The organism is Labrys neptuniae (assembly GCF_040797145.1).
GTDB classification, from domain to species: Bacteria; Pseudomonadota; Alphaproteobacteria; order Rhizobiales; family Labraceae; genus Labrys; species Labrys neptuniae.
The window spans coordinates 63,454-87,485 of the sequence record NZ_JBFNQD010000012.1; the positions used below are offsets into that span (position 1 = coordinate 63,454).

Consider the following 24,032-nt stretch of genomic DNA (forward strand, 5'->3'; position numbering starts at 1 on the left):
TCAGGCACTTTCCGCGAAACAAAGGGAGAGGGCGACCTCGCGGGCGATGGCAAGGGTCTGGTCGAGCGAGAGCAGCGAGGGCACCGCCTCGGAACGGCTGGACGGGAAATCCGCCCGCCAATGCGCGCCCCGGCTTTCCTGCCGGTTGAGGGCGGAGACGGCCAGCATCAGGCCGACCAAAGCCGGTCCCGCAGCAGGCCGCGCGCTGGTGGCCAGCGGCAGGAGCTGCGCGACCGCCACCTCCAGCGCGGCACGATCCCGGACCAAGCCGAGCGCGCGCGACAAGATCGGACGCGTTTGCTCGGCGTCCCCGGTGCGCAGGTCGGCGACCTTCGCGGCGACGGGCGCTCCTGCGAGAAGGCGGCTCGTTGCCGGCGCATTCCCCACGCTGTCGGCGACCCAGGCGGCACAGACCGCGGCCTCGGCCAGGGAATTGCTGGCCAGGCGATTGGCGCCATGCAGCCCGGTACAGGCCACCTCGCCGCAGGCCCACAGCCCTGCTACGGAACTCCTGCCTTGTCCGTCCACCGCAATGCCGCCCATGTGGTAGTGCTGGGCCGGGCGCACTGGCAGCGGCTGCAAGGCAGGATCGAAGCCCGCGTCCCGGCAGAGCCGATCGATACCGGGGAAACGGCGCGCGAACCCCGCGCCGGGTTGATGGCGGGCATCGAGATAGACGCGGTGGCCCGCAACCAGATGCTGCCAGATGCCGCGGGCGACTTCGTCGCGCGGGGCGAGCTCGGCGCCCGGCAGGTGGCGAAGGAAGCGTTCGCCGGTCTCGTCGATCAGCACGGCGCCCTCGCCCCGTACGGCCTCGCTGACCAGCGCCATCGGCCGCGCCGCGGTATCGAGCGCCGTCGGATGGAATTGCACGAATTCGAGGTTGGCGAGCAAGGCGCCGGCGCGAGCGGCCAAAGCGAGCCCCTGCCCCTGGCTGCCCCGAGGATTTGTACTGTCGCAGAAGAGGCCACCGATGCCCCCGGTGGCCAGCACCACGCGGGCGGTCGGAATCGTCATCGCCTCGCCGTTCGGGCCGACGCAGACGATGCCGGCAACGGCGCCGTCCTCGACGATCAGGCGCCGTGCCTCGACGCCCTCCAGCACGGCGATCGAGGGCGTGGCGCGCACGGCGGCAGCCAGGGCCCGTACGATCTCCCGCCCGGTGGCGTCGCCATGGGCATGCACGATGCGGCGGCGGCCATGGGCGGCTTCGAGGCCAAGCTGGAAGCCTTCGCCGTTCCTGTCGAAAACGACACCGAGTGCGGCGAGCCGGCGCACCGCCTCGGGGGCCGCCTCCAGGATGGCGCGGGCAGCGGCCGCATCCACCAGGCCGGCGCCGGCGGCCAGCGTGTCGTCGAGGTGGAGGCTGGGCGTGTCGTCATCGGCCAGGCTCGCGGCAAGTCCGCCCTGCGCCCAGCCGGTCGAAGTCTCCGCACCGAGCGGTGCATGGGAGAGCAGCACCACCGGCTCGGGCGCAAGCGAAAGCGCCGTCATCAGTCCGGCGAGGCCGGCCCCGACCACCACCGGCCGGTCGCGATAGAGCTGGGGATGATCGGTCATAGCTCGAGCATCCTTTCGACAGCCCGGCGTGCGGGAGCCGCCACGGCGGGATCGATGGTGACTTCGTGCTGGCCGGTCTCCAGCGCCTTGCGAATATTGGCGAGCGTGATGCGCTTCATATGCGGGCAGAGATTGCAGGGGCGCACGAAATCGACGGTGGGGTGCTGCACGGCCACATTGTCGCTCATCGAGCATTCGGTCAGCAGCACCACGCGGGCGGGCCTGTGCTCGGCGACATAGTCGGACATCAGCGCGGTCGAGCCGGAGAAATCGGCTTCTGCCACCACTTCCGGCGGGCATTCGGGATGGGCGAGCACGACAACGCCCGGATGGTCTTCCCGGAGCTGGCGCACTTCGGCCGGCGAAAAGCGCTCATGCACCTCGCAATGGCCCTTCCAGGCGATGATCTCGACATCGGTCTCGGCGGCGATGTTGCGGGCAAGATATTCGTCGGGAAGCATGATCACCCGGGGCACGCCGAGCTTTTCGACGATGCGCCTGGCATTGCCCGAGGTGCAGCAGACGTCGGATTCGGCCTTCACGGCTGCCGAGGTGTTGACATAGGTGACGATGGGCACGCCCGGATAGCTCGCCCGCATCAGGCGCACATCTTCCGGCGTGATCGAATCGGCCAGCGAGCAGCCGGCGCCGAGATCGGGGATCAGCACCGTCTTGTCGGGATTGAGCAGCTTGGCGGTCTCGGCCATGAAATGCACGCCCGCCAGCACGATGATGTCGGCGTCGGTAGCGACAGCCTTGCTGGCGAGCGCCAGGCTGTCGCCCACCACGTCGGCGACGCAGTGGAAGATCTCCGGCGTCTGGTAGTTGTGCGCCAGGATGACGGCGTTGCGCTCGCGCTTCAGCGCCAGGATGGCGTCGACGTCGTCGGCGAAGACAGGCCATTCCATCGCCGGAATGACACGCCTGACCCGCTCATAGAGCGGCGCGGTGCGGGTGAGGACGGCAGTATCGGGGCCCATATTTATACTCCCATTGAGCATATATCGGTCATATGCTTAATCTGAGCATATGCAATGTCAAGCGAATTATGTTCACTTGGAGCATAAGAGGTCGGAGCAAAATCGAGAGTGCACACCGCGACTCCCTTCTCCCCTTGCGGGAGAAGGTGGCGTGAAACGCCGGATGAGGGGTCTCTCGACCTTGCCAGCCTTGGCGCTCGCTCGAAGCGTCGTTTCTGGACGGAGTGCGAGACCCCTCATCCGCCCCTGCGGGGCACCTCTAGTCAACTCAAGGGAGTTGACGACACCCGCAGGGGGAGAAGGGAACCGTGCCAAACTCGGGGAGGCGAGCCCCTACCCCCGCGCCAGTGGGAGTTTGGTGCCGGCGGCAACACGTTCGGCGAGCACGGCCTGGCGGAAGCGGAACAGCTTGGCCGGACGGCCGAGAGTCTCGGCGGCGATTTCGCCGGTTTCCTCCACCAGTTCCTGCTGCTCGATCAGGCGGCGAAAATTCTGCTTGTGCACCAGCCGCCCGGCCAGGGCCTCGACACTGCGCTGGAGTTGCAGCAGGGTGAAGGTGGCCGGCAGCAACTCGAACACCACGGGACGATATTTGATCTTGGCTCTCAGTCGCGCAATGCCGGTGGCGAGGATGCGGCGATGATCGGCGAGCATCGGGCGCCCCGGCACCGCCTGGGCATCCCCCGCCGTCGCTTCCGGCACCAGCCCGGCCTCGTAGAGCAACTCGTAGCGCTGCAGCACGAGTTCCTCGTTCCAGGCAAAGCCCGCCAGCCCGAAGGTGATGGCGACCCGCTGTGACCGGATCTCACGCAGGCCCGCAGTCTCGCCCCCCCCGGCCCAGGCGCTGAGAGGAGCGACGATCCCGGCCTGGAAGAAGGCCGGCAGGCCGGAACGATGGTCCTCCCAGGGGAAAAACTCGTACCAGTCGCGCCAACCGGTCTCTTCGCTTCCGGCGGCATTTTCCCGCGTCAGGCCGAGATAGGAGATCGAGATCGCCCGCTGCAGGCCCTCCGCGTCGCGGTCCTTGTCGGCGAAGGTATAGAGCTGCTCGACATAGCCGAGCGGATGGCCGGTCTGCCCCTCGACCCAGGCGCGCAGCCCCGTTTGCAGCGAGCGATGTCCGGCTTCGAAAGGCCCCGAAGGCAGCCCCCTGCCCTCGCGCACCGTCATCACCCGCGGCCGCCCCGCGGTGACCGCCACGAGCACGGCGATCAGGTCGGCGGTGACGAGGTTGCCGGTCTCTGGCGGCACGATCGGTTTCTCCTGGTGGCAAAGCTGCTATCTGGTGCGGAGACTCGCAGTTGCGCCCGGCTGGGGCAAGCAATCGGCAGCTTTTGACCAGAGGTTTCAACAGGCGAAGCGACGGAGGCGCCTCAGAAAATCGTCGCCTCCGTCCCTTCCAGCAGCACCGCGGTCAGCGGGCCGCCAAAACAAGCGCCGGTGTCGAGATTGATGCGGTTGTGCCGAAAGGTGGCGATATCGACCGGCGTATGGCCGTGCACGATGCGCTTGCCGAAATCACCGTCCCAGTCGAGAAACTCGTTGCGGATCCACAAGAGGTCCTCCTCGTCCTGCCGGTCGGGCGGACGGCCCGGGCGAACGCCGGCATGCACGAAGAAATAATCGCCGCAGGCATAGCTGAGCGGCATCTTTGCCAGGAAGGCGAGATGATGTTCCGGTATCGCGTCGAGAAAGGCGCGGCGCAGGCCATGAAGCGTCGGGCCCTCGGCCAGGGTCCGCTCCAGATCGATGCCATAGCTCGCCAGTGTGCGCAGGCCGCCATTGTGCAGCCAGGCCTCGGCGTCCTCGCCGCCGCGGATGAATTCCAGCATCATGGCCTCGTGGTTGCCCTTGAGCACCACGAGTTCGCAGCCCGGCAAGCCGGCCGCCAGCCGTTCGATCACACGGGCCGAATCCGGGCCGCGATCGACGAGATCGCCGACGGAGACGACGATGTGCCGCCGCTCGGGCATGGAGGCCAGGCGTTCCTCGATCTGCTCGAGCAGAATCTCCAGCTTGTCGTAACAGCCATGCACGTCGCCGAAGGCGATGACGCTGACATCGTCGGGGATAGCGGGCAGATGGAATGGCCCCATGATGCGCTCCCTCCATGCGACACAATAAGGGGGGCGCGGGCCGGGCTGCAAGAGGCCGGGAGCGCGGACATCTTGTCCGCTCTTGGAAACACAGCGCTAGCAAATAAGAAGAAGCGGACTGGAAGTCCGCGCTCCAAGGAGGTCAGAACACCACGGCCTCGATGCCCTCGAACCGCACGGCCGTCAGGATGCCCGAGGCATAGGCCTTGGTGTCCAGATTGATGCGGTTGCGGTTGAAGTCCGGCTTGCGCACAGGGGTGTGGCCGTGGACGATCTTCTTCTCGAAACGCTGCTTGGAATGCAGGAATTCCTCGCGGATCCAGACGAGGTCGCGGTCATCCTGCTCGGCCAGCGGCACGCCGGGGCGCACGCCGGCATGGGCGAAGAAATAGTCGCCAATCGAGTAGGAGGTGGGCAGGGCACGCAGGAAATCGAGATGGGCCTGCGGTATGGCGGCCAACATGTCCTGACGCAGGCGGTCTGGCGTCTTCTCGACCTTGTAGTTCTGCCGGCTGGCAATGCCGTAGCTCTGCAGGAAGGCGTCGGCGCCGAAGAAGCTGCGCCAGGCGTCGCCGATCGGCTTATCGTCCAGAAAGCCGAGCAGGGCGTCCTCGTGATTGCCGAGCAGCACAATGAGTTCGCAGCCCCGCACGCCATTCATCAGCCGCTCGATCACTCCGGCGGAATCGGGGCCCCGGTCGATGAGATCGCCGACGCTGACCACGATATGCCTGAGGCCCGGAAGCAGCGAGGCACGCCTCTCGATGCGCACGAGCAGCGGCTCCAGCAAATCGAGCCGCCCGTGGATATCGCCGATGGCGATGACGGAGGTCTCGGGCGGCATGCTGGGCGGCTCGGGAAAGCGCTCGATCTTCTTCTTGGCGACGGGTTTGGCTATCGGTTTCTTGGGCATTGCAGGCTCCCTCTCCCACACCGGGAGAGGGTTGGGGATTGAGATCCCTTACTTCCGCGTGCCGGCCCCAAACGTCAACAAGAGGGAGCAATTGTGACGTGGAGAACTCGGCACAGTTCCATGGAGGCGGGAACGTGGCGATATCATAACTGGGCAGGAGAAAGCGCGACCAGCCCTCTCCAGCGGAGCTGGGAAGGGCTGGTCGCGTTTCAATCTGCCCAGACTAAGCCGTACCCTCAGCTCCGCGGCTTGGTGTTCTCGGGGTCGTAGAGCGGCTTGTAGCCGACGCCGGCCACCTCGACCGGATAGGTCTCGCCAAAATACTCGACCTGGAACTTGCGGCCCTCCTCAGCATAAGCATGCGGCAGATAGGCGAGCGCGATGTTCTTGCCGATGGTCGGACCATAGGCGATCGAATAGGTGTAGGATCGGCGACCGAGTTCGTCGACCAGCGTCTCGCCCGTCTCCGGATCCATCACCGGCAGGATGCCGACGGGATAGCGTGCGACACCCTTGGCATCGACATTGTCGGTGATCACCAGCGTGCAGAGCATGGCCGGCTGGTGGGCGCGGGCGCGGTGCTCCAGATGCTTGGCCTTGCCGCAGAAATCGGCCTCCTTGACCTTCGGGCGCTGGAGGTCGGTTTCGATCAGATTGTACTCGGTGTTGAGCTCGGCATTCTGCAGGCGCAGGCTCTTTTCCATGCGGCGGGAATTGGCGTAGGTCTCGACGCCGACCGCCATCACGCCGGTGGAGCGCAGCGCGTCCCAGACGGCGAGGCCGTCCTCATAGCGCATATGCAGTTCCCAGCCCTGCTCGCCGACATAGGAAATGCGGAAGGCGGAAACGTCTTTGCCGCCGATGCGGAGCGGCTTGATGGCGGCGAAGGGGAAGTTCTCGGGATCGAGCCCGGCCGGATTCTCCACCACCTTCTTGAGGTTGACGCGGGCATTCGGGCCCCAGATGCCGATGGTGACGTATTTCTCGGATGTATCGGTGACGGTGACGTCGAAGCCCTTGTCCTGGGCGACGCGGCGCAGATAGTTGAGATCGCGCGGGCCGGCATCGGCGCCGTCGACCACGCGGCAACGGTCGGCCATGCGGAACACGGTGAGGTCGGCGCGCACCATGCCGTCCTCGTCGAGGAAATGGGTGTAGATGCCCTTGCCGACATTGGCGTCACCGCCGATCTTGGCGGCGCAGACCCATTCCATCAACGCGACATGGTCGGGGCCCTCGACGTCGATCATGGCGAAGTGCGAGAGGTTGATGATGCCGCAATCCTCGCTCATGGCGAGCTGTTCGGCATTGGAGACACGCCAGAAATGGCGATTGTCCCACTCGTTCTCGCGCACCGGCACGCGGTTGCCGTATTTTTCGAGCAGATGCTCGTTGGCGGCGTAGCCATGGGCGCGTTCCCAGCCGCCGAGCTCCATGAAATAGCCGCCGAGCTCCTTCTCACGCTCGTAGAAGGGCGAGCGCCGGATGTTGCGGCCGGTGTCATAGGGCTCGCGCGGATGCACGGCCGGATTGTAGATCTTGCGGGCCGCCTCGCCGCAACGCCCCTCGATGAAGCCTTCCTCCAGCATATGCGGGGAGAAGCGGGCATAGTCGATCTTGTTGTGGTCGATCGGCGTGCGACCGTCGGTCATCCAGTCGGCAATCAGCTTGCCCATGCCGGGGCCGTCCTTGACCCAGATGGCGACGGCATACCACAGGCCCCGCACCTTCTGGCTTTCGCCCATCGAGGGGCCGCCATCGGTGGTGACCTGCAAGAGGCCGTTGAAGGAATGACCCTCATTGTAGCCGAGTTCGCCGAGGATCGGCGTCAGCTCCATGGCGCGTTCGAGCGGCCCTATGATCTGCTCCATGTCGAGGTCGCGCTGCGAAGGCGACAGGCGCGCCTCGTGCTTTTCGAGAAGCTCGCGCGGATGGCACAAGCGCGGATTGGTTTCCTCGTAATAGCCCCACTCGATCTGGCCGCCCTCGGCAGTGGTCGGATCGCCGGTGTCGCGCATATAGGCGGAGTTGCCCTGGTCGCGCATCAGCGGCCAGCCGATCTCCTTGCCGGTGCCGGCGAACTCGTTATAGGGCCCGAAGAAGGTGAGCGGATGGTCGACCGGCATCACCGGCAGGTCCTCACCGGCCATCTCGGCGATCAGGCGGCCCCACAGGCCGGCGCAGACCACGACATGATCGGCCTCGATGGTGCCGCGGCTGGTGACCACGCCCTTGATGCGGCCGTTCTCGATGACGAGCGAGGTGGCCGGCGTGTTGGCGAAGACCTGGAGCTTGCCGGCGGCCTCGGCCTGGTCGACGAGCTTGCCTGCAACCGTCTGCGAGCGCGGGATGACCAGGCCGGCATCCGGATCCCACAGACCGCCCTGCACCAGATGCTCCTCGATCAGCGGGAACTTTTCCTTGATCTCGGCCGGCTCGATCAGGCGGGCACGGGTGCCGAAGGCCTTGCCGGAGGCGACCTTGCGCTTGATCTCGTCCATGCGGGCATCGTCGCCCACACGCGCCACTTCAAGGCCGCCGACGCGGGCGTAGTGACCCATCTTCTCGTAGAAATCGATGGAATAGAGCGTGGTCCAGCAAGACAGGAAGTCATGGCTGGTGGCATAGCAGAAGTCGGAGGCGTGGGCGGTGGAGCCGATATCGGTCGGGATGCCCGACTTGTCGATGCCGACGATGTCGTCCCAGCCCCGCTCGATCAAATGATGGGCGATCGAAGCGCCGACGATCCCGCCCAACCCGACGATGACGACCCTCGCCTTTTTTGGAAACACTGCCATTTGCCTGCGACTCCGGATGCGTTGCGGGGGACCTTAGCGCCTTCGCCGCCGCGGTTGCTGCCTGGGTGCGACCATCTCGCAAACCCGTGCGACCATCACCGCAGGACGCGGCACCGATGCCATCCCGTTGCCGACTAGCTCTATAGAAGACGCGTCAGAACGATGTCGCATATGGGCCGGGACATGGCCAGAAAACGACGTCATGAGAAATCCTGTCGCCGAGGCTGATCGCCAGCCGAGCTATTCCCTTCTCCCCTTGCGGGAGAAGGTGGCGCGAAGCGCCAGATGAGGGGTCTTACGACCTGACTTTTCTGATGCTCACTCGCAAGCACGACCTAGATAGGTTGCGAAACCCCTCATCCGCCTGCCGGCACCTTCTCCCGCAAGGGGAGAAGGAAAGATCCCGCCTTGTGCGCGCCGTCACGGCGGTATCCCGCTGCCTGTGGCTCTTACGCCATAGTCACGCACCGGACCCCGCCATGAATCGCTCCCTTCGTCCCCCGCTGCTCGCCGTCTGCCTCGCTTGTCTCTGGCCGGCCGCAGGCTCCGCCATGGAACTGTGCCATCTGCGCAAGACGCCGGATGGCTTCGTCGCCTTGCGGGCCGGCCCCGGCCCGCAGCATCGCCTGATCGCCCGCATGAAGCCTGAGGACGAAGTGCAATATGGCCAGGGCCGGCAAGGCAAATGGGTCGAGGTCACCTGGTGGCGCGGCGATTCGCGCCTGGAACAGGATGGCTTCAGCAAGGGCGTCCATGGCTGGGCCTTCTCGCCGCTGATCGCCGAGGATTGCGGGTGAGCCCCAAGGCAGTACGACACCATCGTACTTGAGGTCTCGCACCGTTTGCGCCTAAGGGTGAACGGTTCCAGCCCACCTCAGCCTGCGGTTATCAGCGATGCATCAGCCCCTCCCCGCCACCAACAGCATGAACGGCGCCGAAAGCCTGGTGCGCACGCTGGTCGATAGCGGCGTCGAGGTCTGCTTTGCCAATCCCGGCACGTCGGAAATGCACTTCGTCGGCGCGCTCGACCGTATCGAGGGCATGCGGCCGGTGCTCGGCCTGTTCGAGGGCGTGGTCACCGGCGCGGCGGATGGCTATGCCCGCATGACCGGCAAGCCGGCCGCGACATTGCTGCATCTCGGACCAGGCCTCGCCAATGGCCTGGCCAATCTCCACAATGCCCGCAAGGTGCCGGTGCCGATGGTCAACATCATCGGCGACCATGCCTCGGCGCATCAGGGGTTCGATGCGCCGCTGACCTCGGATGTCGCCGCCTTTGCCCGCCCGGTCTCGCATTGGGTGCATTCCTCGCCCAACGCCCGCAGCGTCGCCGCCGATGCTGCCCGTGCCGTGCAGGCCGCCCGCAACGCGCCCGGCCAGATCGCCAGCCTGATCCTGCCGGCCGACACCGCCTGGCTCGCTGCCGACAGGCCGGCCGCGCCGCTGCCCGTCCTCGGTCCCGCGCCCGTCTCCGACAGCGCCGTGGCGCAATCGGTGGCGGCCCTCAAGGCTGGCGGCCCCGTCGCCTTCCTGCTGCGCGGCGAGGCCCTGCGCGGCCGTGCACTCGCAGCCGCCGGCCGTATCGCCGCCAAGACCGGAGCGCGGCTGATCTGCGACACCTTCGTGCCGCGCGTCGAACGCGGCGCGGGGCGCATTCGCGTGGAAAGGCTGCCCTACCGCCCCGGCCCCGCCCTCGAATTCCTCGAGGGCACCCAGACCCTGATCCTGGTCGGGGCACAGGCGCCGATCGCCTTCTTCGCCTACCCGGGGCAGCCGAGCGAACTGACACCGCCCGGATGCCGACCTCTCGTCCTCGCCTTTCCGCACGAGGACGGCACCGGGGCGCTGGAGGCTCTGGCCGAGGCGATCGGCGCTACCGCGCCCGGCAAGGCCTCCGCGCACGCCCCGCCTGCCTTGCCTGCCGATGGTCCTATCACGGCGGAGGGTATCATGCGCATCGCCGGCCATTTCCTGCCCGAAAACGCCATCATTTCCGACGAGACGATCTCCTCTGGCTTTCCCTTCTACCCGCTCAACGAGACGGCCGCGCCGCATGACAGCCTGCAACTCTCGGGCGGGGCGATCGGCGACGGCATGCCGGTGGCCACCGGCGCCGCCATCGCCTGCCCCGACCGCAAGGTGGTGTCGCTGCAGGCCGATGGCAGCGCCATGTACACGCTGCAGTCCCTATGGACACAGGCGCGCGAAAAGCTCGACGTCACCACGGTGATCTACGCCAACCGGGCCTACAAGGTGCTGATGGATGAGGTGGCGGGCGTCGGCCTCGGCAGTGTCGGTCCCAGGGGTCAATCGATGTTCGACATCGGCAATCCCGATCTCGATTGGGTGAAGCTTGCCGAGGGCATGGGCGTGGAGGCGGTACGGGCGGAAAGCCATGCCGCCCTCGCCGCCGCCTTCAAGGCGGCGATGGGACAGCGCGGGCCGAGATTGATCGAGGCAGTGCTGTAGGGGCTGGTCTTCGGACCTCCCCCCGATCACACCCGTCCGCTCAGATGCCGCGCCTTGCGCAGTTCTGGGAACCAGTGCCACCACAGGCCGGCCACGGCGATGGTGGCGACGCCGCCGAAAATCACGGCGGGCACCGCACCGATCAGTCCGGCAGAGATGCCGGCGCGGAATTCGCCCAGTTCGTTGGAGGCACCGACGAAGACCTGGTTGACAGCGTTCACCCGGCCGCGCACCGCATCGGGGGTCCAGAGCTGGATCAGGGTCTCGCGCACATAGACGCTCACCATGTCAAAGCCCCCCATCAGCGCCATGGCGAGGATGGAAAGCCAGACCACGGTGGAGGCGCCGAACACAGCGGTAAACAGCCCGAACAGCGCTACGCAGACGAACATCACCACGCCGGCGTGGTCCTTGATCGGGTGGCGCAACAGCAGGGCCGCCACCACGATGGCACCGACGCCGGGCGCCGCCCTGAGCATGCCGAGACCCCAGGGCCCGACATCGAGGATGTCGCGGGCATAAACCGGTAGCAGCGCCGAAGCGCCACCGAGCAGAACGGCGAACAGATCGAAGGAGATGGCGCCGAGCACGATCTTCTCGTGCCAGATATAGCGGAAGCCCGCCACCAGCGTTTCGAAGCTCGGCTTTTCCTTCACCGTTTTCAATTGGGGCGGTGGCGCGATGGTGATGGTGAGCAGGGCAGCGAAGCCGAGCAGCACTAGCGCCGTGCCATAGGCGATATTGGCCGACAGGCCGTAGAGCAGGCCACCCGCGACCGGGCCGATCACGGTAGCGATCTGCCAGGACGAGGTGCTCCAGGCGATGGCGCTGGCCAAATCCTCCGCCGGCACCAGATTGGGCATCAGCGACTGCTGGGCCGGGCCGAAGAAGGCCCTGAGCGTGCCGAACACCACCAATGTGACGAAGATCGGCACGGCCGTCTGGTTGCCCCACAGGCCGAACAGCATCAAGGCCAGGGCGCACAATGCCTCGCCTGCGAGGCAGAGCGCCATGATCCTGACGCGGTTGAAGCGATCGGCCACCGCGCCGGTGACCAGCACCAGGAGGAAGGCTGGCAGGAACTGTACCAGGCCGACGATGCCGAGATCGAAGGGATCGCGCGTGAGGTCATAGACCTGCCAGCCGACGGAAACGCCGATGATCTGGGCCGAAAAACTACCGAGGAAGCGCGCCAGCCAATAGCGCGCGAAACCGCCGTGACGGAAGGCGCCTGCGCGCGAAAAAGAAAGCTCTGGCATGTCCAAAACCGTGGGAGAGAGGCCTTCTTGTAGAAAGACAGCGGATTCGGGGCAAGTTCCCGCGAATGGAACCTAGCCATACCCGGAATATGCTTCCGGCAGCACCGCTATCGGGCCGATCACCGTCTGACGTTGATATCGCAGAGAAGGTCCACCTTCGAGTTCTCGGGGTGGTTCCACGTCATCCGCCCAATCGTCTTCGCTGCGATGGAGGGGATCGAAAGCAGTGCACCGCGGGAATTGGCGACTTGCAGCCCATATACACCTTGCTCCAGCACGACCTTGACCGTCCAATCCTCTTCGCGCAGATCCGGAAAGAGCAGAAGGGCGAGGCCTGTGGTTTTTTTCAGCTTTGCGGTGCCTTTGCCATCAAGGACGAACTCCATGGCATTGTCACCCTCGCGACAGATCATGGTCCTCTGCGGCGGCTGATCGGCGCAGACCGATTGAACCCAGCATGCTCCGACGATCGCCAACAGGGTGGTTTTCGCCAAGAGCGGTCGCCAGCGCTCCAGGCCGGGATATCGCAGCTTTGCCGAAGGCAGGAAGGCACCTCGCCGGATAGCCGCTTTCATCATGGGATTTGCCGCCTGCATCAACATCCTGGGGCATCGCAGCGAAAAGTGAGCGCCGATCTTAGATAAAAACAATGCGGCAACAACAGCCTACAGCGTCAGACCCGAATCCGAAATCGGGTCTGACGCTGTAGAGGCATGTCGTGAACGACCGGTGCGGCAGGCTTCTCAAATGCTGCGGAGGTCGATTGCGGTTTAGGACGCAACGAACCGAAACGCTCGCCGCGCCCATCTCGTTGCCTCCGCAGCTAGGCGGCCGCCCTGGCGGATTTCACCACGGCCGGATCGACCCAGCCACCGAAGCCGACCGCGATGCGGTTCCAGCCATTGATGACATTGATCAGCAAGGTGAGCTTGACGCGCTCCTCCTCGCTGAAATGCACCTTCAGGGCCTCATAGGCCGCTTCATGCGCATGCCCCTCGCAAAGCCTTGTCAGGGCTTCGGTCCAGCCGAGAGCGGCCCGCTCGCGATCGGTGTAGCAGGGCGCGTCGCGCCAGGCTGGCAGCAAATAGACGCGCTGCTCCGTCTCCCCGTTTTCGCGGGCGAACACGGTGTGCATGTTAAGGCAATTGGCGCAGCCATTGATCTGGGAGGCGCGAATCTCGACGAGTTCGCACAGGCCTGGATCGATATTGGCGGCAATGATGGAGGAAACGCGCTGCCACTCCTTCATCAGGGCGGGAGCGGCGGCGAGGGGATTGAGCTTGGCGGTCATGGTCGGTCTCCTTGTTGGTACCGAGGCCATGACGATCCGGGATTCGAGTTTGTGACATCCAGGCCAGTTTTATCGGCGCTTGCATGTGTTGACAGTCTTCTTGTGACCGCTCCGTTCTAATGCGGTTCATTTAAGAAGGAAGCATTCCGAATTGTCATTGCCGGGCTTGACCCGGCTATCCAGCAGCCGCCCGCGCAATGCAGAGATCGAGGCTGGATTGCCGGGTCAAGCCCGGCAATGACAAAGGTCGAGCAAACTCGAAGACGCTCAAGTGAACTGCATTGCTGCCTCATACAGCCTTTCCCGCAGGAAGCGACGGGTCAGCTTCATCCCTGTCGGCGAGATGGTGTGGCCGACGCCGCGCAGGATGTGACTCTGCACCATCATGCCTGCTCCCTGAAGCATCCCGGCCGCCCGCCGGGTTTCCTCGGGCGGCACGGCCCCGTCCGCGCTGCCATGCACCAGCAACACCGGCGTGGTATGGGCCGGTAGAAAAGGAGCAGGCGTGACGAAGCGGCCTGAAAGCAGCACCAAGGCCCCCACGGGCCAGCGTCCGCGGGCCACGGCATCGAAGGCCAGGGTCGCGCCCTGCGAGAAGCCGACCAGGGCGACGCGGTCCAGCCGGCCAGCCAATCCGTGTGCGGCAACGAGCGAGCCGATCAGCGCATCGAAGGCCGGCCGCACCGCCGCGATGCGGGCCAGCCGGTTTTCCGGCGTGACGCCCTCCAGGCTGTACCATTGCCGGCCCGGCCCCTGCTCATAGGCAAAGGGCGCATCGGGAGCGACCACGGCCGTTTTGGCCAGCGAGCGCCGCAGCACGCTTGCCAATGGGTCGAGATCGTAGCCGAAGGCGGCCACGCCATGCAGCAGGATGACCAGACTGTCGGTTACCTGATCCGTCACGACACGCCTGGCAATCTCAGCGGTTTCCGCCCACCCTGCTGCGTAGCGCCATGCCGGTCATCAACGAGGCGAAGCCGTAGAACAGCAGCTCGACGCCAAGGAGGATACCGAGCAGCGAGGAGGCCGATTGCTGGAAATCCGAGAAGATCAGGACCGCCAGCAGAATCGAAATCAGGCCCGACAGCAGTAACCAGGTCCAGTTGGTGGAGGAGCGGATGTTGAAGGCGACGACCACCTTGGCAATCCCGTAGACCAGGAACATCGCGCCCAGCAGAGCCGTCAGGGAGACCACACCGGCCAGGGGATTGAGCAGCAGGGACGCCCCGAGCAACAGCGCCAGAATGCCCATGAGCGCCGTCATCAGGAAGCCGCCCCAGGCCCGGATCACCGTGGCATGCACCAATTGCCCCACGCCCAGCACGATGAAGGCCCAGGCTGCCCAGACCACCACCACCAGCGAAGCGAAGCCCGGATGGATCAGCGCAAGAATACCGCCGATCACCGCGATCACGCCGAGAATGACGAACCAGGGCCAGGACCGCTGCAGAACTTCCATCGTCGTCTCCCCCTTTGCCGTTGAAGAACGATGAGCAACATAGCATTGCCGCTGCCGGATTCGAGCTTTCAGCAACAATATGGTTTCGATGACGCTTCAGCCTGTCCTCGGCGGTCGCCGGCCCTCGCGCAGCCATCTTCAATATCCTGCCTCCGCCGCACACGTCGCTTTCCGGCAATTCGGCGGCGCGCTTGAGCCGCAGGCGGGCGGCGCATTCCCCTATTCAAGTCTCAGGTCCAGAATTCTCGGGAGAACGCCATGACGGACGCAGCCGACAACGCCACGCATACCGAAGCTCCGTCCGCCTCGCGCCGCGGGCGCGACGCCCGCCGGGCCGCCCGCGTGCAGCGCGGCGGCACCTCGGTGCCCTATATCAGCCGCAACATCCCGCTCACCGAGGTGCTCTCGGAAGAAGCGATGCAGATCATCGAGCACAATGCCGAGACGCTGCTGGAAGAGGTCGGCATCGAGTTCCGCGAATATCCGCGCGCGCTCGAACTGCTCAAGGCCGCCGGTTGCGACATCAAGGGCGAGCGGGTGCGCTTTCCCCGCGGCCTCGCCCGCAAGCTGATCCAGACGGCGCCTTCGCAATACACCCAGCATGCCCGGAATTCCGAGCGCAACGTCGTCATCGGCGGCAACAACACGGTGTTCGCCCCCAATTACGGCTCGCCCTTCGTGCATGACCTCGACAAGGGCCGGCGCTACGGCACGATCGAGGACTTCCGCAATTTCGTGAAGCTGGCCTATGCCAATCCCTATGTGCACCATTCGGGCGGCACGGTGTGCGAGCCGGTCGACCTGCCGGTGAACAAGCGCCATCTCGAGATGATCTATGCGCATATGCGCCTCTCGGACAAGCCGTTCATGGGCTCGGTCACCGCGCCCGAGCGCGCCCAGGACACGGTCGATATGGCCAAGATCCTGTTCGGCGAGGAGTTCATCCAGCAGAACACGGTGTGCACCAGCCTGATCAACGCCAACTCGCCGATGGTGTGGGACAACACCATGCTCGGCGCGGCCGACGTCTACGCCCAGAACAACCAGGCCTGCATCATCACGCCCTTCATCCTCTCCGGCGCCATGAGCCCGGTGACGGTGGCCGGCACGCTGACCCAGGTGCTGGCCGAGGTACTGGCCGGCGTCTCCTTCCTGCAGCTGGTCCGCCCCGGCGCGCCGGCCATCTTCGGCACCTTCGTCTCCACCCTCTCGATGCAGTCGGGCGCGCCGACCTTCGGCACGCCGGAAGCGGCGCTCGCCATCTATGGCGCCGGCCAGCTCGCCCGCCGCATGAAGCTGCCCTTCCGCTCCGGCGGCTCGCTCTGCGCCTCCAAGATCCCTGACGCCCAGGCCGCCTATGAGAGCGCCAACACGCTGATCCCGGCGATGTTCGGCGGCGTGAACTTCATGCTGCACTCGGCCGGCTGGCTCGAAGGTGGCCTCTCGGCTTCCTACGAGAAGTTCGTGATGGATTTCGACCAGCTCGGCGCCATGCATGTGTTGGCCAAGGGCGTCGACATGTCCGAGAACGGCCAGGCCATGGACGCCTTCCGCCAGGTCGAGCCGGGCGGCCACTTCCTCGGCTGCGCCCACACCCAGGCCAATTTCGAGACCGCCTTCTACCGCTCCAACATTTCCGACAACAATTCGGTGGAGCAGTGGGAAGCCGAGGGCAAGCAGGACGCCGCCCAGCGCGCCAACAAGATCTGGAAGAAGACGCTGGCCGATTACGAGGCACCCGCCATCGATCCCGGCAAGGACGAGGCCCTGCGCGAGTTCATCGAGCGCAAGAAGGCTGCCGTTCCCGACGCGAACTACTGAGAGTGTGCCTGCTCCATCCCTCTCCCGGCCGGGAGAGGGATGCGAGCGCACCGACCCGGCTTTCGTTCCCCCACGGCAAAGTGCGGTTTCTCCGAACCGCACTTTTTCTTTACTTCCAGGCTTCGACGCGTCTTCGCAATTCGAAGTGATGCCAGCAACTCGCAAGACGCTTCAGCCGCCGCAGCCTCCACCACCACCGCAACCGCCCCCTCCACCGCCACCGCAACCGCCCCCGCAGGAGCCGCCTCCGCCAGCCTTAGCGGCCGAGGCCGGCTGGTTGGCGAGGAAGAGCGAAAATGCCGTGAGGCCGAGGCCGGCCAGCCCGGCATGGCCGTGCAGGGCAACCCATTCGGTCAATCTCGGACTATTGGCTGCCGGCTTGCCGCGCGCCTGGAGCCGCCCCTCGGCCTGCCGAAGCAGCGTTCCGCCGGCCGGTGTGCGCGGCGGCTGCCTCATCGCCGCGATTGCAATCAGGAATGGCGTCGCCACCAGGCAGAAGGCCAGCAGGGCGATCGGGCGCTCATTGGCGATGCCAAAGAAAAAGCGAAGGAGGGCGAGCAGAAGCAGCGGGCCGAACAGCAGGAAAGGGATCTCCTGTGTCCGGGCCAATTCGTCCGGCCCGGGCACCAGGCCGGCGGCAAGCAGGTCCCGCCGGATCGGTTCGACAGCTATGTCGATGCTGGTGTGCCCGATTCGCAGCGGCCCCTCGGCCAGCTTGTCACCGATCAGGCGCTCCACGGCAGGAGCTCGCTGTGGGACCGGGCGAAGCAGCACTGCCTCGTCCGAATGCATGGCGATAGTCCCGTCGAGATAGAGCTGCGTCAGCGCCGTCTCGAGCACTCGATTGGCACCGCCGGCCAGATAGGCGAAATGATACGGGCCGAGCAGAACGCCAGCATCCCCAGGCATGGCTGGCCCGTTCACCCTGTCCTGCAAAGCGCGGCTGAGCACGAAGGCGCCAGCCAGAAGCACCACATAAAGCGCCAGGAAGCCCGGCCCTTGCAGGGCACCGGGGCTCGACGAGTTGTAGATGGCGGCGCAGCCCGGCAACGCCGGCAGCAGGGCCAGGAAAGCCAGGGGCTTGACGGCACGCTTCAAGAGCGCTCGCAGGCGCGCCATCAAGGCTTGCCTGCCCGACGATGCCGAAACGGCGAGACCCGGCGCATCCGGGTCCGGCCAGATCTCGGCCGGCGGTTCCTCGCCGAAGAACTGGCGATAGTTAGCGAGCGTCTGCCGGTAGAGGCGGTCGAAGCGCAAATCCTCCGCGATGCCGCCGCGGCTCGGCTCATGGTGAAACTTGCGCTGCAACACCTCACTACAGAACTCGCCCCAATAGCGCCTGGTGTCGAGCAGATGCAGATGCCAGGCTTCGTCCACCGCTCGCGAGGGACAGGCGCCATGCCCGCTCGAGAGGGCAATGGCGACGAAGCGCTTATATTCGAAAGCGACCCGGCGGGCCTTGTCGCGGCTCCAACCGCATTCGGCCGCCAGCTTTGCCGTGAAGGGGATAAGATCGTCGGGCTTGTCGAACTCATAGGCTTCGAGCCGGGCCCAAAGCCGGGTGAAAGCCGCCTGCCCCTCGGCTTGAGGGGACTTCAAGGTCGTTCTGGCTTCACCGGCATCCGACAAGAAGCACCGCAGCGGTTCTGGGGGACGTCACGAGCATTATATCACAGGGCGCGAGTATGGCTATATCTGCTCGACGAGCATGGGCTCTGCCCGATGCGCCGATATTTCAAGCCTGTTCGCAATCGCCTGCGCCCAGTTGCGAAAGCCATCTCGCAACCTATGGTAAGCAAGGTGTCGCAAGGGAGAAGCGCCATGATGGGCCGCAGGGCGTTCCTGGCGAGTCTCGCCGCCAGCCTGACGACATCGGTCCATGCCAAGGAGGCGGGTCCGCCTGATTCGAACGGCACCGTGCTCGGGCCCTTCCAGGTCGAGCCCCTCGCGGGCCTTGCCGATATTCCCGCCCCCACGCTCGAAGCGCTGCAGGACCAGGTCACCGTCCTGAATTTCTGGGCCTCATGGTGCCAGGCGTGCCGGGAAGAGCATCGCTACCTCGTTGCCCTCCAGCGCAAGGGTGTCCGCATAGCCGGCGTCGCCGTCCAGGACCAGGACGAAGCGGTGCTGCATTATCTGGAAAAGGCGGGCAATCCCTACGGCCTCGTCGGCATCGACAACAAGCGAGAGCTCATCACCATGCTGTCCTTGCGTTCGATCCCGCAGACTTTCCTGATCAGCCGGCGTTGCGAGGTCGTCTGGCAGACGGACGAAGGCCTCGACAACGCGCTAGTGGCCGAGCTCCTCGCCAAGATCGGGACCATCGGCGGCTAGCAGTACAGCCGTAATTCTGTTGCTTGACCGTCATTGCGAGCGAAGCGCAATGACACGGCCGTGCCGCCTCATAGCGCCGCCACCTTGCGCCGGATCTCGGCAATCTCGTCGGCATGGTCGCCGCTGCGGGAGAGCAGGTCGATCAACGCCTCATAGGCGTCGGCCTGGTTTTCGACCGCGGCGCCGCGCAGGCGCGCCAGCTTTTCCAGAAGCTCGATCTGGCGGCGGCGCGTGGCGATGGCCGGTTCGGTACGGTCCAGCCCTTGCTCGGCCCTGGCGATCTTGTCGAGAATGCGGGCCCGGCGGCGCAGGAGACTGTTGTTCTCCGGATCCTCAGCCAGACTCTTGTCGCTCGCCTCGAGCGCCTGGCCGAGATGGGTCAGCGCCGCCTGGTATTTGCCGGCTTCCAGATAGGTATCGCCGATATTGATGCTCGATACCGCCAGGAAGTCCTGGTCGAACTTCTTGTCGCCGAGCTTGTCGAGATGGGCGAGATTGGTCGCCTGCGCCCGCTTGTAGTGGATGAGCTTCATCATGGTGGAGCGGGCCGCGTGGCCCATCGCGACCTGGATCGCCGACATCGCTTCATAGGAGCCACCCCTGTCCGGGAAGCGCTCGAGCAAGGTCGCGCCGACCTGCGCTCCTTCCTGGTAGCTGGCCTGCGCGCCCTTGTCGTCTCCGACATGGCGCTGCTCGTCGCCGAGATCGCGCAGGGCCCAGACAGTGTCGCTGAGTTCGTCGAAGCCCAAGGGATTCTTCTCCTTCAGCTCGCGCCGGATCGCCACGCGCTTGCGGGCCTGATCCAGCGCCTCCTTCTCCCGGTTCGCCGCATCGAAGGCGTCGGAGAGGTCGCGATAGGCGTTTGCGAGGCCATCCAGCCGATCGGCCCGCTCGGCGGGATCGCGCGCCAGCGGCTCGCGCAGGGCGACCTCGCGCTCCAGCAACCCGATGCGCGGCGCCTCGATGCCGGCCTCCTCCAGGCGTTTGGCCAGGGTATGCAGAGCAGCGGCGATCTGCAGGAGCAGGCGTGCCCTCTCCTTGCCGTCCAGCCCCTCGAGCGTGCGCAAGCGAGGCTCGGCGACATAGTCGATCAGCGCGCGCGCATGGGCGTCGGTATCGAAGCGGCGAGCATCCCGCCGGCCGAGTTCGAACAGGTTTCGCGCCGCCGCGAAGAAGCGCCAGCTCTTCTCTCCGTCAAGCGGCACCCCCGCGAGTTCCGCCATGGACTGGCGATAGCGCCGCATCGCCGCCTCCACCTTGCCTTTCGTCTGGTAGCGGGCGGCAATCATGTCGCGCAATTGCGCCCGGCGCTCTGGTTCAGCCAGAACGGAGAGCAGCTTCGTCTCGATGGCTTCGGCCGTGGCGGCGTCCTGCTTGTCGATGCGCTCGCCCGCCAGCATCGCGGCAGCCAGGATCAGGTCGTCGCCGCTGCCCTGGGCAGGATCGCCCTGCGTCCCCGCATGCAACTGTTGCAGCCCTTCGGCGAGGGTGGAGGCGGCACGGACCGGCTCGGTCTTACCCTGCGCCACCGCCCTGACGCGATGGCTGGCGACGAGCGCCTCGCTCTCAATCGCATCGAGGCGGGCCGAACCTGCCGCCGGCCTGGCCAGGACAGCCAGGGCCTCGGCGTCGGCGAGGGCCAAGGCCGCCTTGTCGGCGAGATTGCGTTCGTCGGCCCGCGCCGCCAACGCACTCACCAGGGATCTGCGCGCCTTCGGATCGGCAGGCGCGACACCGGCCCAGCGGCGGCAGATCTCGACGAGGCGGTCATACCTGCCTGCGTCGTAGTAATTGTCGCGCAACACCTCGACCAGAAGCGGGAAGCGGGCCGGGTCGCGCGGTGCCCGCTCGAGCCGGGCCGAGAAAGCCTCGATCGACGCCTGCAGCAAAGCGGCCTGGGCCTTGCCGACATCACGGTCATAGTCCTCGATCGCCTCGTCGAGATCGAAAACCGCCCGCCTGGCGATCAGGCCGGCCAGCAGATCGGCATCATCCCTGGTCGGCCCGGCCTGTCCGCCGCGCGCGGCACCGCTGCGCACAGCTTTGATATCGGCGAGCGCCGCCTCGACGAGTGTCGTGATCCTGGTATCGGCCTCTTCTCCCTCGGCATCTATGGTGGGAATGCTGAGCAGGCGCGCCAGGGCCGCGACCACGGGATCGGCTACCTTGCCGGCCTTGGCGAGGAGATCGGCCAGAGAGGCGGCGATCGCGGCCTGCTTGCGGTTGTCCGCGCCCAGCATGATCAGCTCGAACCTGGCAAGGTCATCCGCGGGATTGGCCTCGAGCGTCTTGCGCAGGGGCTCGATACGAGCCTGCCGATCCTTTTCGTCCATATCCTGGAGGATGGCGAGTGCCGTCTGATAGGACAGGCCCAGTGGAGTCCTGCCCATCGTCGCACAGGCCGTCGGCTCACCTGGACAGGGCGCAGCGACGGCCGGCGGCGGCGACACGAAGGCCAGGCCCAGACCGAAAGAGCCCAGAACCAACCAGACGCCAACTCGCCACCCCGACCGCATGCCATTCCTCCGCAACCGCCAGACGTTACGTCATCCTGGCGACGAAAGGAAACAGCAGCGTGACCCTGGTTCAGGAGCGCTGGCATGCCGTGTTTCCCGGTGTCGAATCGCACGGAAATAACGGGGCCGCGGTGACATCCTCACCCCATCAGAGCAAGCGCAGCCCGCGCAAGACGAGAGATGGGAACGAGACGATGTTCAAGAAGATCCTGACCGGAGCCCTGGTTGCCGCCACGCTGGCCGGTACCGCGATCGCCACCACCGGCACCGCCGAAGCCCGCTATGGCCGTGGTGGCGCCTTCGCCGCCGGCGCCGGCATCGGCCTGCTGGGCGGCCTCCTCGCCGGCTCCGCCTACAACAACGGCTATTACGGTGGCGGCTATTACGACGAATACCGCCCCGTCTATTACCGCCAGTACCGCCGCTGCTACATCCAGAAGCGCTGGGTCGAAGACTACTATGGCGGCCACTGGGCCCGCGTGCGGGTCTGCTACTGAGTTGCGTTGCGTTCGAGTTGCGTCAAGTCGCGTTGCGTAATGTCGAGTTGCGTTTTGGGGCCCCGCCACGGCGGGGCCTTTTGCTTGCCATTCTCCGCACTCCCGGCCGGCGCAGAACGCTGCCCCCGCCGCCAGGCGATGGGGCTGACGCCGGTAAGGCGCAGAAACTCGCGGTTGAAATTGGATTTGCTGAGAAAGCCGGCCTCCATCATCACCTGGATGACGGACGTATCGGTGGTCGCCAGCAGGCGGCAGGCCTCCTCGATCCGGTATTTGTTGACATAGTGCGACACGCTCATGCCGTGGATGCGGTTGACGGCCGAGGAAACGCGCCGCGCCGGCAGGTTCAGCCGCCGGGCGAGCCGTCCGAGATTGAGATCGACATCCTTGTAGAGCGAACGATCCGCCATCAGGGCATCGAGGGCCAGCGCCACCGCCTTGTCCTCGTCGCTGCCAGGCCGGGCTGGCGGTTCGACCGCCGATGGCTCGGCCTCCTCGGTCGGTGCCGCCGATCCCGCCGAGGCGGCCGCCACGCCCAGCACCAGCAGCAGCACGACATTGCCGCCGGACACCATGGCTTCGGAAATGACGCCTCCCATCCAGCGCATGTCGAGACCGATGATGACGTCCGTCACCCCGCCGACCAGGCAGGCCCCGGCCGTGATCTGCAGCGCGCGGTAGGATCGCAGCACGCCGTCCAGCCGGGGCGTGATCAGCATGTCGGGGCCGGCCAGCGCCAGGCGTGTCAAAGCAAGGCCGTAGCCGAGGAACGACAGGATGACGAGAAGATCGACCGCCACCGACGAAGTCACGAAAAGTGGCCCGACAAGGCCGGCAGGCACGAGATGAGGCCACACCGTGGCCCAGCGCAGCGCCGGGCCTTCGGCAGTGAGACCGCGAAAGGCGAGCCACGCCAGTGCCGGCGTCAAGGCAGCCAGCGTGGCCTGAAGCGGGATGAAAATCCTGACCCCGTACCCCCAGCGCAGGCCAAGCAGCACCGAGAGCGCGGTGAAGCCGAGCAGCAGCAGGAAAAAAGCATTGTCCCGCCAGGGACGATCGCCCTGCCGCACCATCTGCACCAGCAGGATGGCAAAGAGCAGCGCGCTGACGAAGGGCAGGGGTACGAAGATCATGGGGATGCTTCCGGAACGGGACGAATCTACACCATTCATGTCCTCGATCACGCTCGGATTCGTCCCCGATCGCGATCGAGGTCGCCGAATGCACCGGATTCCGGCGTCGTCTTCCCAAGGTTCAAAAAGGGAAGACAGCCATGCGAAGGCCTTTGATCCTCATCGTCCTGTTCGCCGTCGCCGGGATGGCCCCAGGCAGGGCGCACACGAGCCTCGGCGAACTTGACGTCGCCTCGGTGACCTCGGTGACGGTCAGCGGCCCTTCCAGCCTGGTCCGGCTGACGGCCAGCCGCACGGGTCCCTATCGCGCCGAACTCCGCGGCCGCCCGGACGGCTGGTTCGGCTTCTGGAGCTCGAGCTGGAGTGGCGCCGGCTGCACCAATGCCGGCTCGATCCGGCTGGTCGGTACGCAATTGCAGGTCGACACCGGCAATGGTGCCTGGTTCGGTGCCTCCGATTGCCGGCTCGAACTCACCGCCACCCTGCCCGAAAACGTCGCCGTCTCCATCGTGCAGGACGCCACTTCGAGCCGCCTGTCGGGCAGCTTCGCCTCGCTCGACGTCAACAGCCGGGCCGGCGACATCGCGCTGGACGGGCATGCACGCAACGTCTCGATCGAGGGCAATGCCATCCGTGCCCGCCTCTCCTATGCCCGCATCGACAAGGACGAGAGCATCGACCTCGGCGGCAACGCCATCGACGCCGAATTGCGCTTCGCCGGCGCGGAGGCAGTGAACTACGCGGTGAGCGGCCATGCCTCGCTGGTCGACAGCGCCCTGCCGAACAGGCCGGGCATCAAGCCGGCCATCACCATCAAGGGTGATTTTCTGCGGATACGCATCGGCGGAGGATGAGCACCGATGGGGGGCGGGGACGTGGTCAGATGGCGCCCCCACGCGGAGCCGG

20 protein-coding genes are annotated in these 24,032 nt (G+C 65.9%); 6 read left to right on the forward strand and 14 right to left on the reverse strand.

The window, feature by feature from the left end; translation table 11 throughout:
- From ABXS05_RS26450 to ABXS05_RS26475, 6 genes are all read right to left on the reverse strand, one after another.
- Positions 1–1,560 carry an L-aspartate oxidase gene (locus tag ABXS05_RS26450; RefSeq protein ID WP_367625915.1) on the reverse strand — a complete coding sequence of 520 codons (1,560 nt, stop codon included), beginning with the start codon at positions 1,558–1,560 and terminating at the stop codon, positions 1–3.
- Positions 1,557–2,540 (reverse strand): quinolinate synthase NadA, encoded by a 984-nt coding sequence (gene nadA, locus ABXS05_RS26455; protein ID WP_367625916.1) that lies wholly within the window; start codon positions 2,538–2,540, stop codon positions 1,557–1,559. The genes ABXS05_RS26450 and nadA overlap by 4 nt, the downstream gene beginning before the upstream one ends.
- A gap of 333 nt (positions 2,541–2,873) precedes the next feature.
- Positions 2,874–3,791, reverse strand: coding sequence for an NUDIX hydrolase (locus tag ABXS05_RS26460; RefSeq protein ID WP_367625917.1), 918 nt, complete (start codon positions 3,789–3,791; stop codon positions 2,874–2,876).
- A gap of 122 nt (positions 3,792–3,913) precedes the next feature.
- The gene (locus tag ABXS05_RS26465; protein WP_367625918.1) at positions 3,914–4,636 is read right to left on the reverse strand and encodes a metallophosphoesterase; all 723 of its coding nucleotides are present in this window, start codon (positions 4,634–4,636) and stop codon (positions 3,914–3,916) included.
- 142 nt (positions 4,637–4,778) lie between these two features.
- Entirely contained in the window at positions 4,779–5,549 is a 771-nt protein-coding gene (locus ABXS05_RS26470; protein WP_367625919.1) for a metallophosphoesterase family protein, read from the reverse strand.
- A gap of 236 nt (positions 5,550–5,785) precedes the next feature.
- Positions 5,786–8,347 carry a GcvT family protein gene (locus tag ABXS05_RS26475; RefSeq protein WP_367625920.1) on the reverse strand — a complete coding sequence of 854 codons (2,562 nt, stop codon included), beginning with the start codon at positions 8,345–8,347 and terminating at the stop codon, positions 5,786–5,788.
- 479 nt (positions 8,348–8,826) lie between these two features.
- Here ABXS05_RS26475 and ABXS05_RS26480 point away from each other — a divergent pair, with 479 nt between their 5' ends.
- Complete coding sequence (locus ABXS05_RS26480) at positions 8,827–9,144, forward strand: SH3 domain-containing protein (RefSeq protein WP_367625921.1); 318 nt, start codon at positions 8,827–8,829, stop codon at positions 9,142–9,144.
- Positions 9,145–9,241: 97 nt separating this feature from the next.
- Positions 9,242–10,816 carry an acetolactate synthase large subunit gene (locus ABXS05_RS26485; protein WP_367625922.1) on the forward strand — a complete coding sequence of 525 codons (1,575 nt, stop codon included), beginning with the start codon at positions 9,242–9,244 and terminating at the stop codon, positions 10,814–10,816.
- A gap of 26 nt (positions 10,817–10,842) precedes the next feature.
- Here ABXS05_RS26485 and ABXS05_RS26490 read toward each other — a convergent pair whose 3' ends face one another.
- From ABXS05_RS26490 to ABXS05_RS26510, 5 genes are all read right to left on the reverse strand, one after another.
- Positions 10,843–12,075 (reverse strand): MFS transporter, encoded by a 1,233-nt coding sequence (locus ABXS05_RS26490; protein ID WP_367625923.1) that lies wholly within the window; start codon positions 12,073–12,075, stop codon positions 10,843–10,845.
- A gap of 119 nt (positions 12,076–12,194) precedes the next feature.
- On the reverse strand, positions 12,195–12,677 hold the full coding sequence (locus ABXS05_RS26495) for a hypothetical protein (protein ID WP_367625924.1): 483 nt from the start codon (positions 12,675–12,677) through the stop codon (positions 12,195–12,197).
- Between the two features lie 221 nt (positions 12,678–12,898).
- Positions 12,899–13,366 carry a carboxymuconolactone decarboxylase family protein gene (locus ABXS05_RS26500; protein ID WP_367625925.1) on the reverse strand — a complete coding sequence of 156 codons (468 nt, stop codon included), beginning with the start codon at positions 13,364–13,366 and terminating at the stop codon, positions 12,899–12,901.
- A 267-nt stretch (positions 13,367–13,633) separates the two neighbouring features.
- Positions 13,634–14,269 carry an alpha/beta hydrolase gene (locus ABXS05_RS26505; protein WP_367625926.1) on the reverse strand — a complete coding sequence of 212 codons (636 nt, stop codon included), beginning with the start codon at positions 14,267–14,269 and terminating at the stop codon, positions 13,634–13,636.
- A 16-nt stretch (positions 14,270–14,285) separates the two neighbouring features.
- A complete protein-coding gene (locus ABXS05_RS26510; RefSeq protein WP_367625927.1) occupies positions 14,286–14,825 on the reverse strand; it encodes an HdeD family acid-resistance protein in 540 nt (179 codons plus the stop codon).
- A gap of 258 nt (positions 14,826–15,083) precedes the next feature.
- Here ABXS05_RS26510 and ABXS05_RS26515 point away from each other — a divergent pair, with 258 nt between their 5' ends.
- A complete protein-coding gene (locus tag ABXS05_RS26515; RefSeq protein ID WP_311935904.1) occupies positions 15,084–16,646 on the forward strand; it encodes a trimethylamine methyltransferase family protein in 1,563 nt (520 codons plus the stop codon).
- 171 nt (positions 16,647–16,817) lie between these two features.
- Here the strand turns inward: ABXS05_RS26515 and ABXS05_RS26520 are convergent, their stop codons facing one another.
- Positions 16,818–18,245 carry a TIGR04222 domain-containing membrane protein gene (locus ABXS05_RS26520; protein WP_367625928.1) on the reverse strand — a complete coding sequence of 476 codons (1,428 nt, stop codon included), beginning with the start codon at positions 18,243–18,245 and terminating at the stop codon, positions 16,818–16,820.
- 222 nt (positions 18,246–18,467) lie between these two features.
- Here ABXS05_RS26520 and ABXS05_RS26525 point away from each other — a divergent pair, with 222 nt between their 5' ends.
- Positions 18,468–18,980, forward strand: a complete 513-nt coding sequence (locus ABXS05_RS26525; RefSeq protein ID WP_367625929.1) for a TlpA family protein disulfide reductase — start codon at positions 18,468–18,470, stop codon at positions 18,978–18,980.
- A 68-nt stretch (positions 18,981–19,048) separates the two neighbouring features.
- Here ABXS05_RS26525 and ABXS05_RS26530 read toward each other — a convergent pair whose 3' ends face one another.
- Positions 19,049–21,370, reverse strand: a complete 2,322-nt coding sequence (locus ABXS05_RS26530) for an amino acid adenylation domain-containing protein (RefSeq protein WP_367625930.1) — start codon at positions 21,368–21,370, stop codon at positions 19,049–19,051.
- A 185-nt stretch (positions 21,371–21,555) separates the two neighbouring features.
- Here ABXS05_RS26530 and ABXS05_RS26535 point away from each other — a divergent pair, with 185 nt between their 5' ends.
- A complete protein-coding gene (locus ABXS05_RS26535) occupies positions 21,556–21,993 on the forward strand; it encodes a hypothetical protein (protein WP_367625931.1) in 438 nt (145 codons plus the stop codon).
- Here the strand turns inward: ABXS05_RS26535 and ABXS05_RS26540 are convergent.
- Positions 21,987–23,126 carry a helix-turn-helix domain-containing protein gene (locus ABXS05_RS26540; protein ID WP_367625932.1) on the reverse strand — a complete coding sequence of 380 codons (1,140 nt, stop codon included), beginning with the start codon at positions 23,124–23,126 and terminating at the stop codon, positions 21,987–21,989. The genes ABXS05_RS26535 and ABXS05_RS26540 overlap by 7 nt on opposite strands.
- 140 nt (positions 23,127–23,266) lie before the next feature.
- Here ABXS05_RS26540 and ABXS05_RS26545 point away from each other — a divergent pair, with 140 nt between their 5' ends.
- Positions 23,267–23,980 carry a hypothetical protein gene (locus ABXS05_RS26545; RefSeq protein ID WP_367625933.1) on the forward strand — a complete coding sequence of 238 codons (714 nt, stop codon included), beginning with the start codon at positions 23,267–23,269 and terminating at the stop codon, positions 23,978–23,980.
- Positions 23,981–24,032 lie beyond the last annotated feature (52 nt).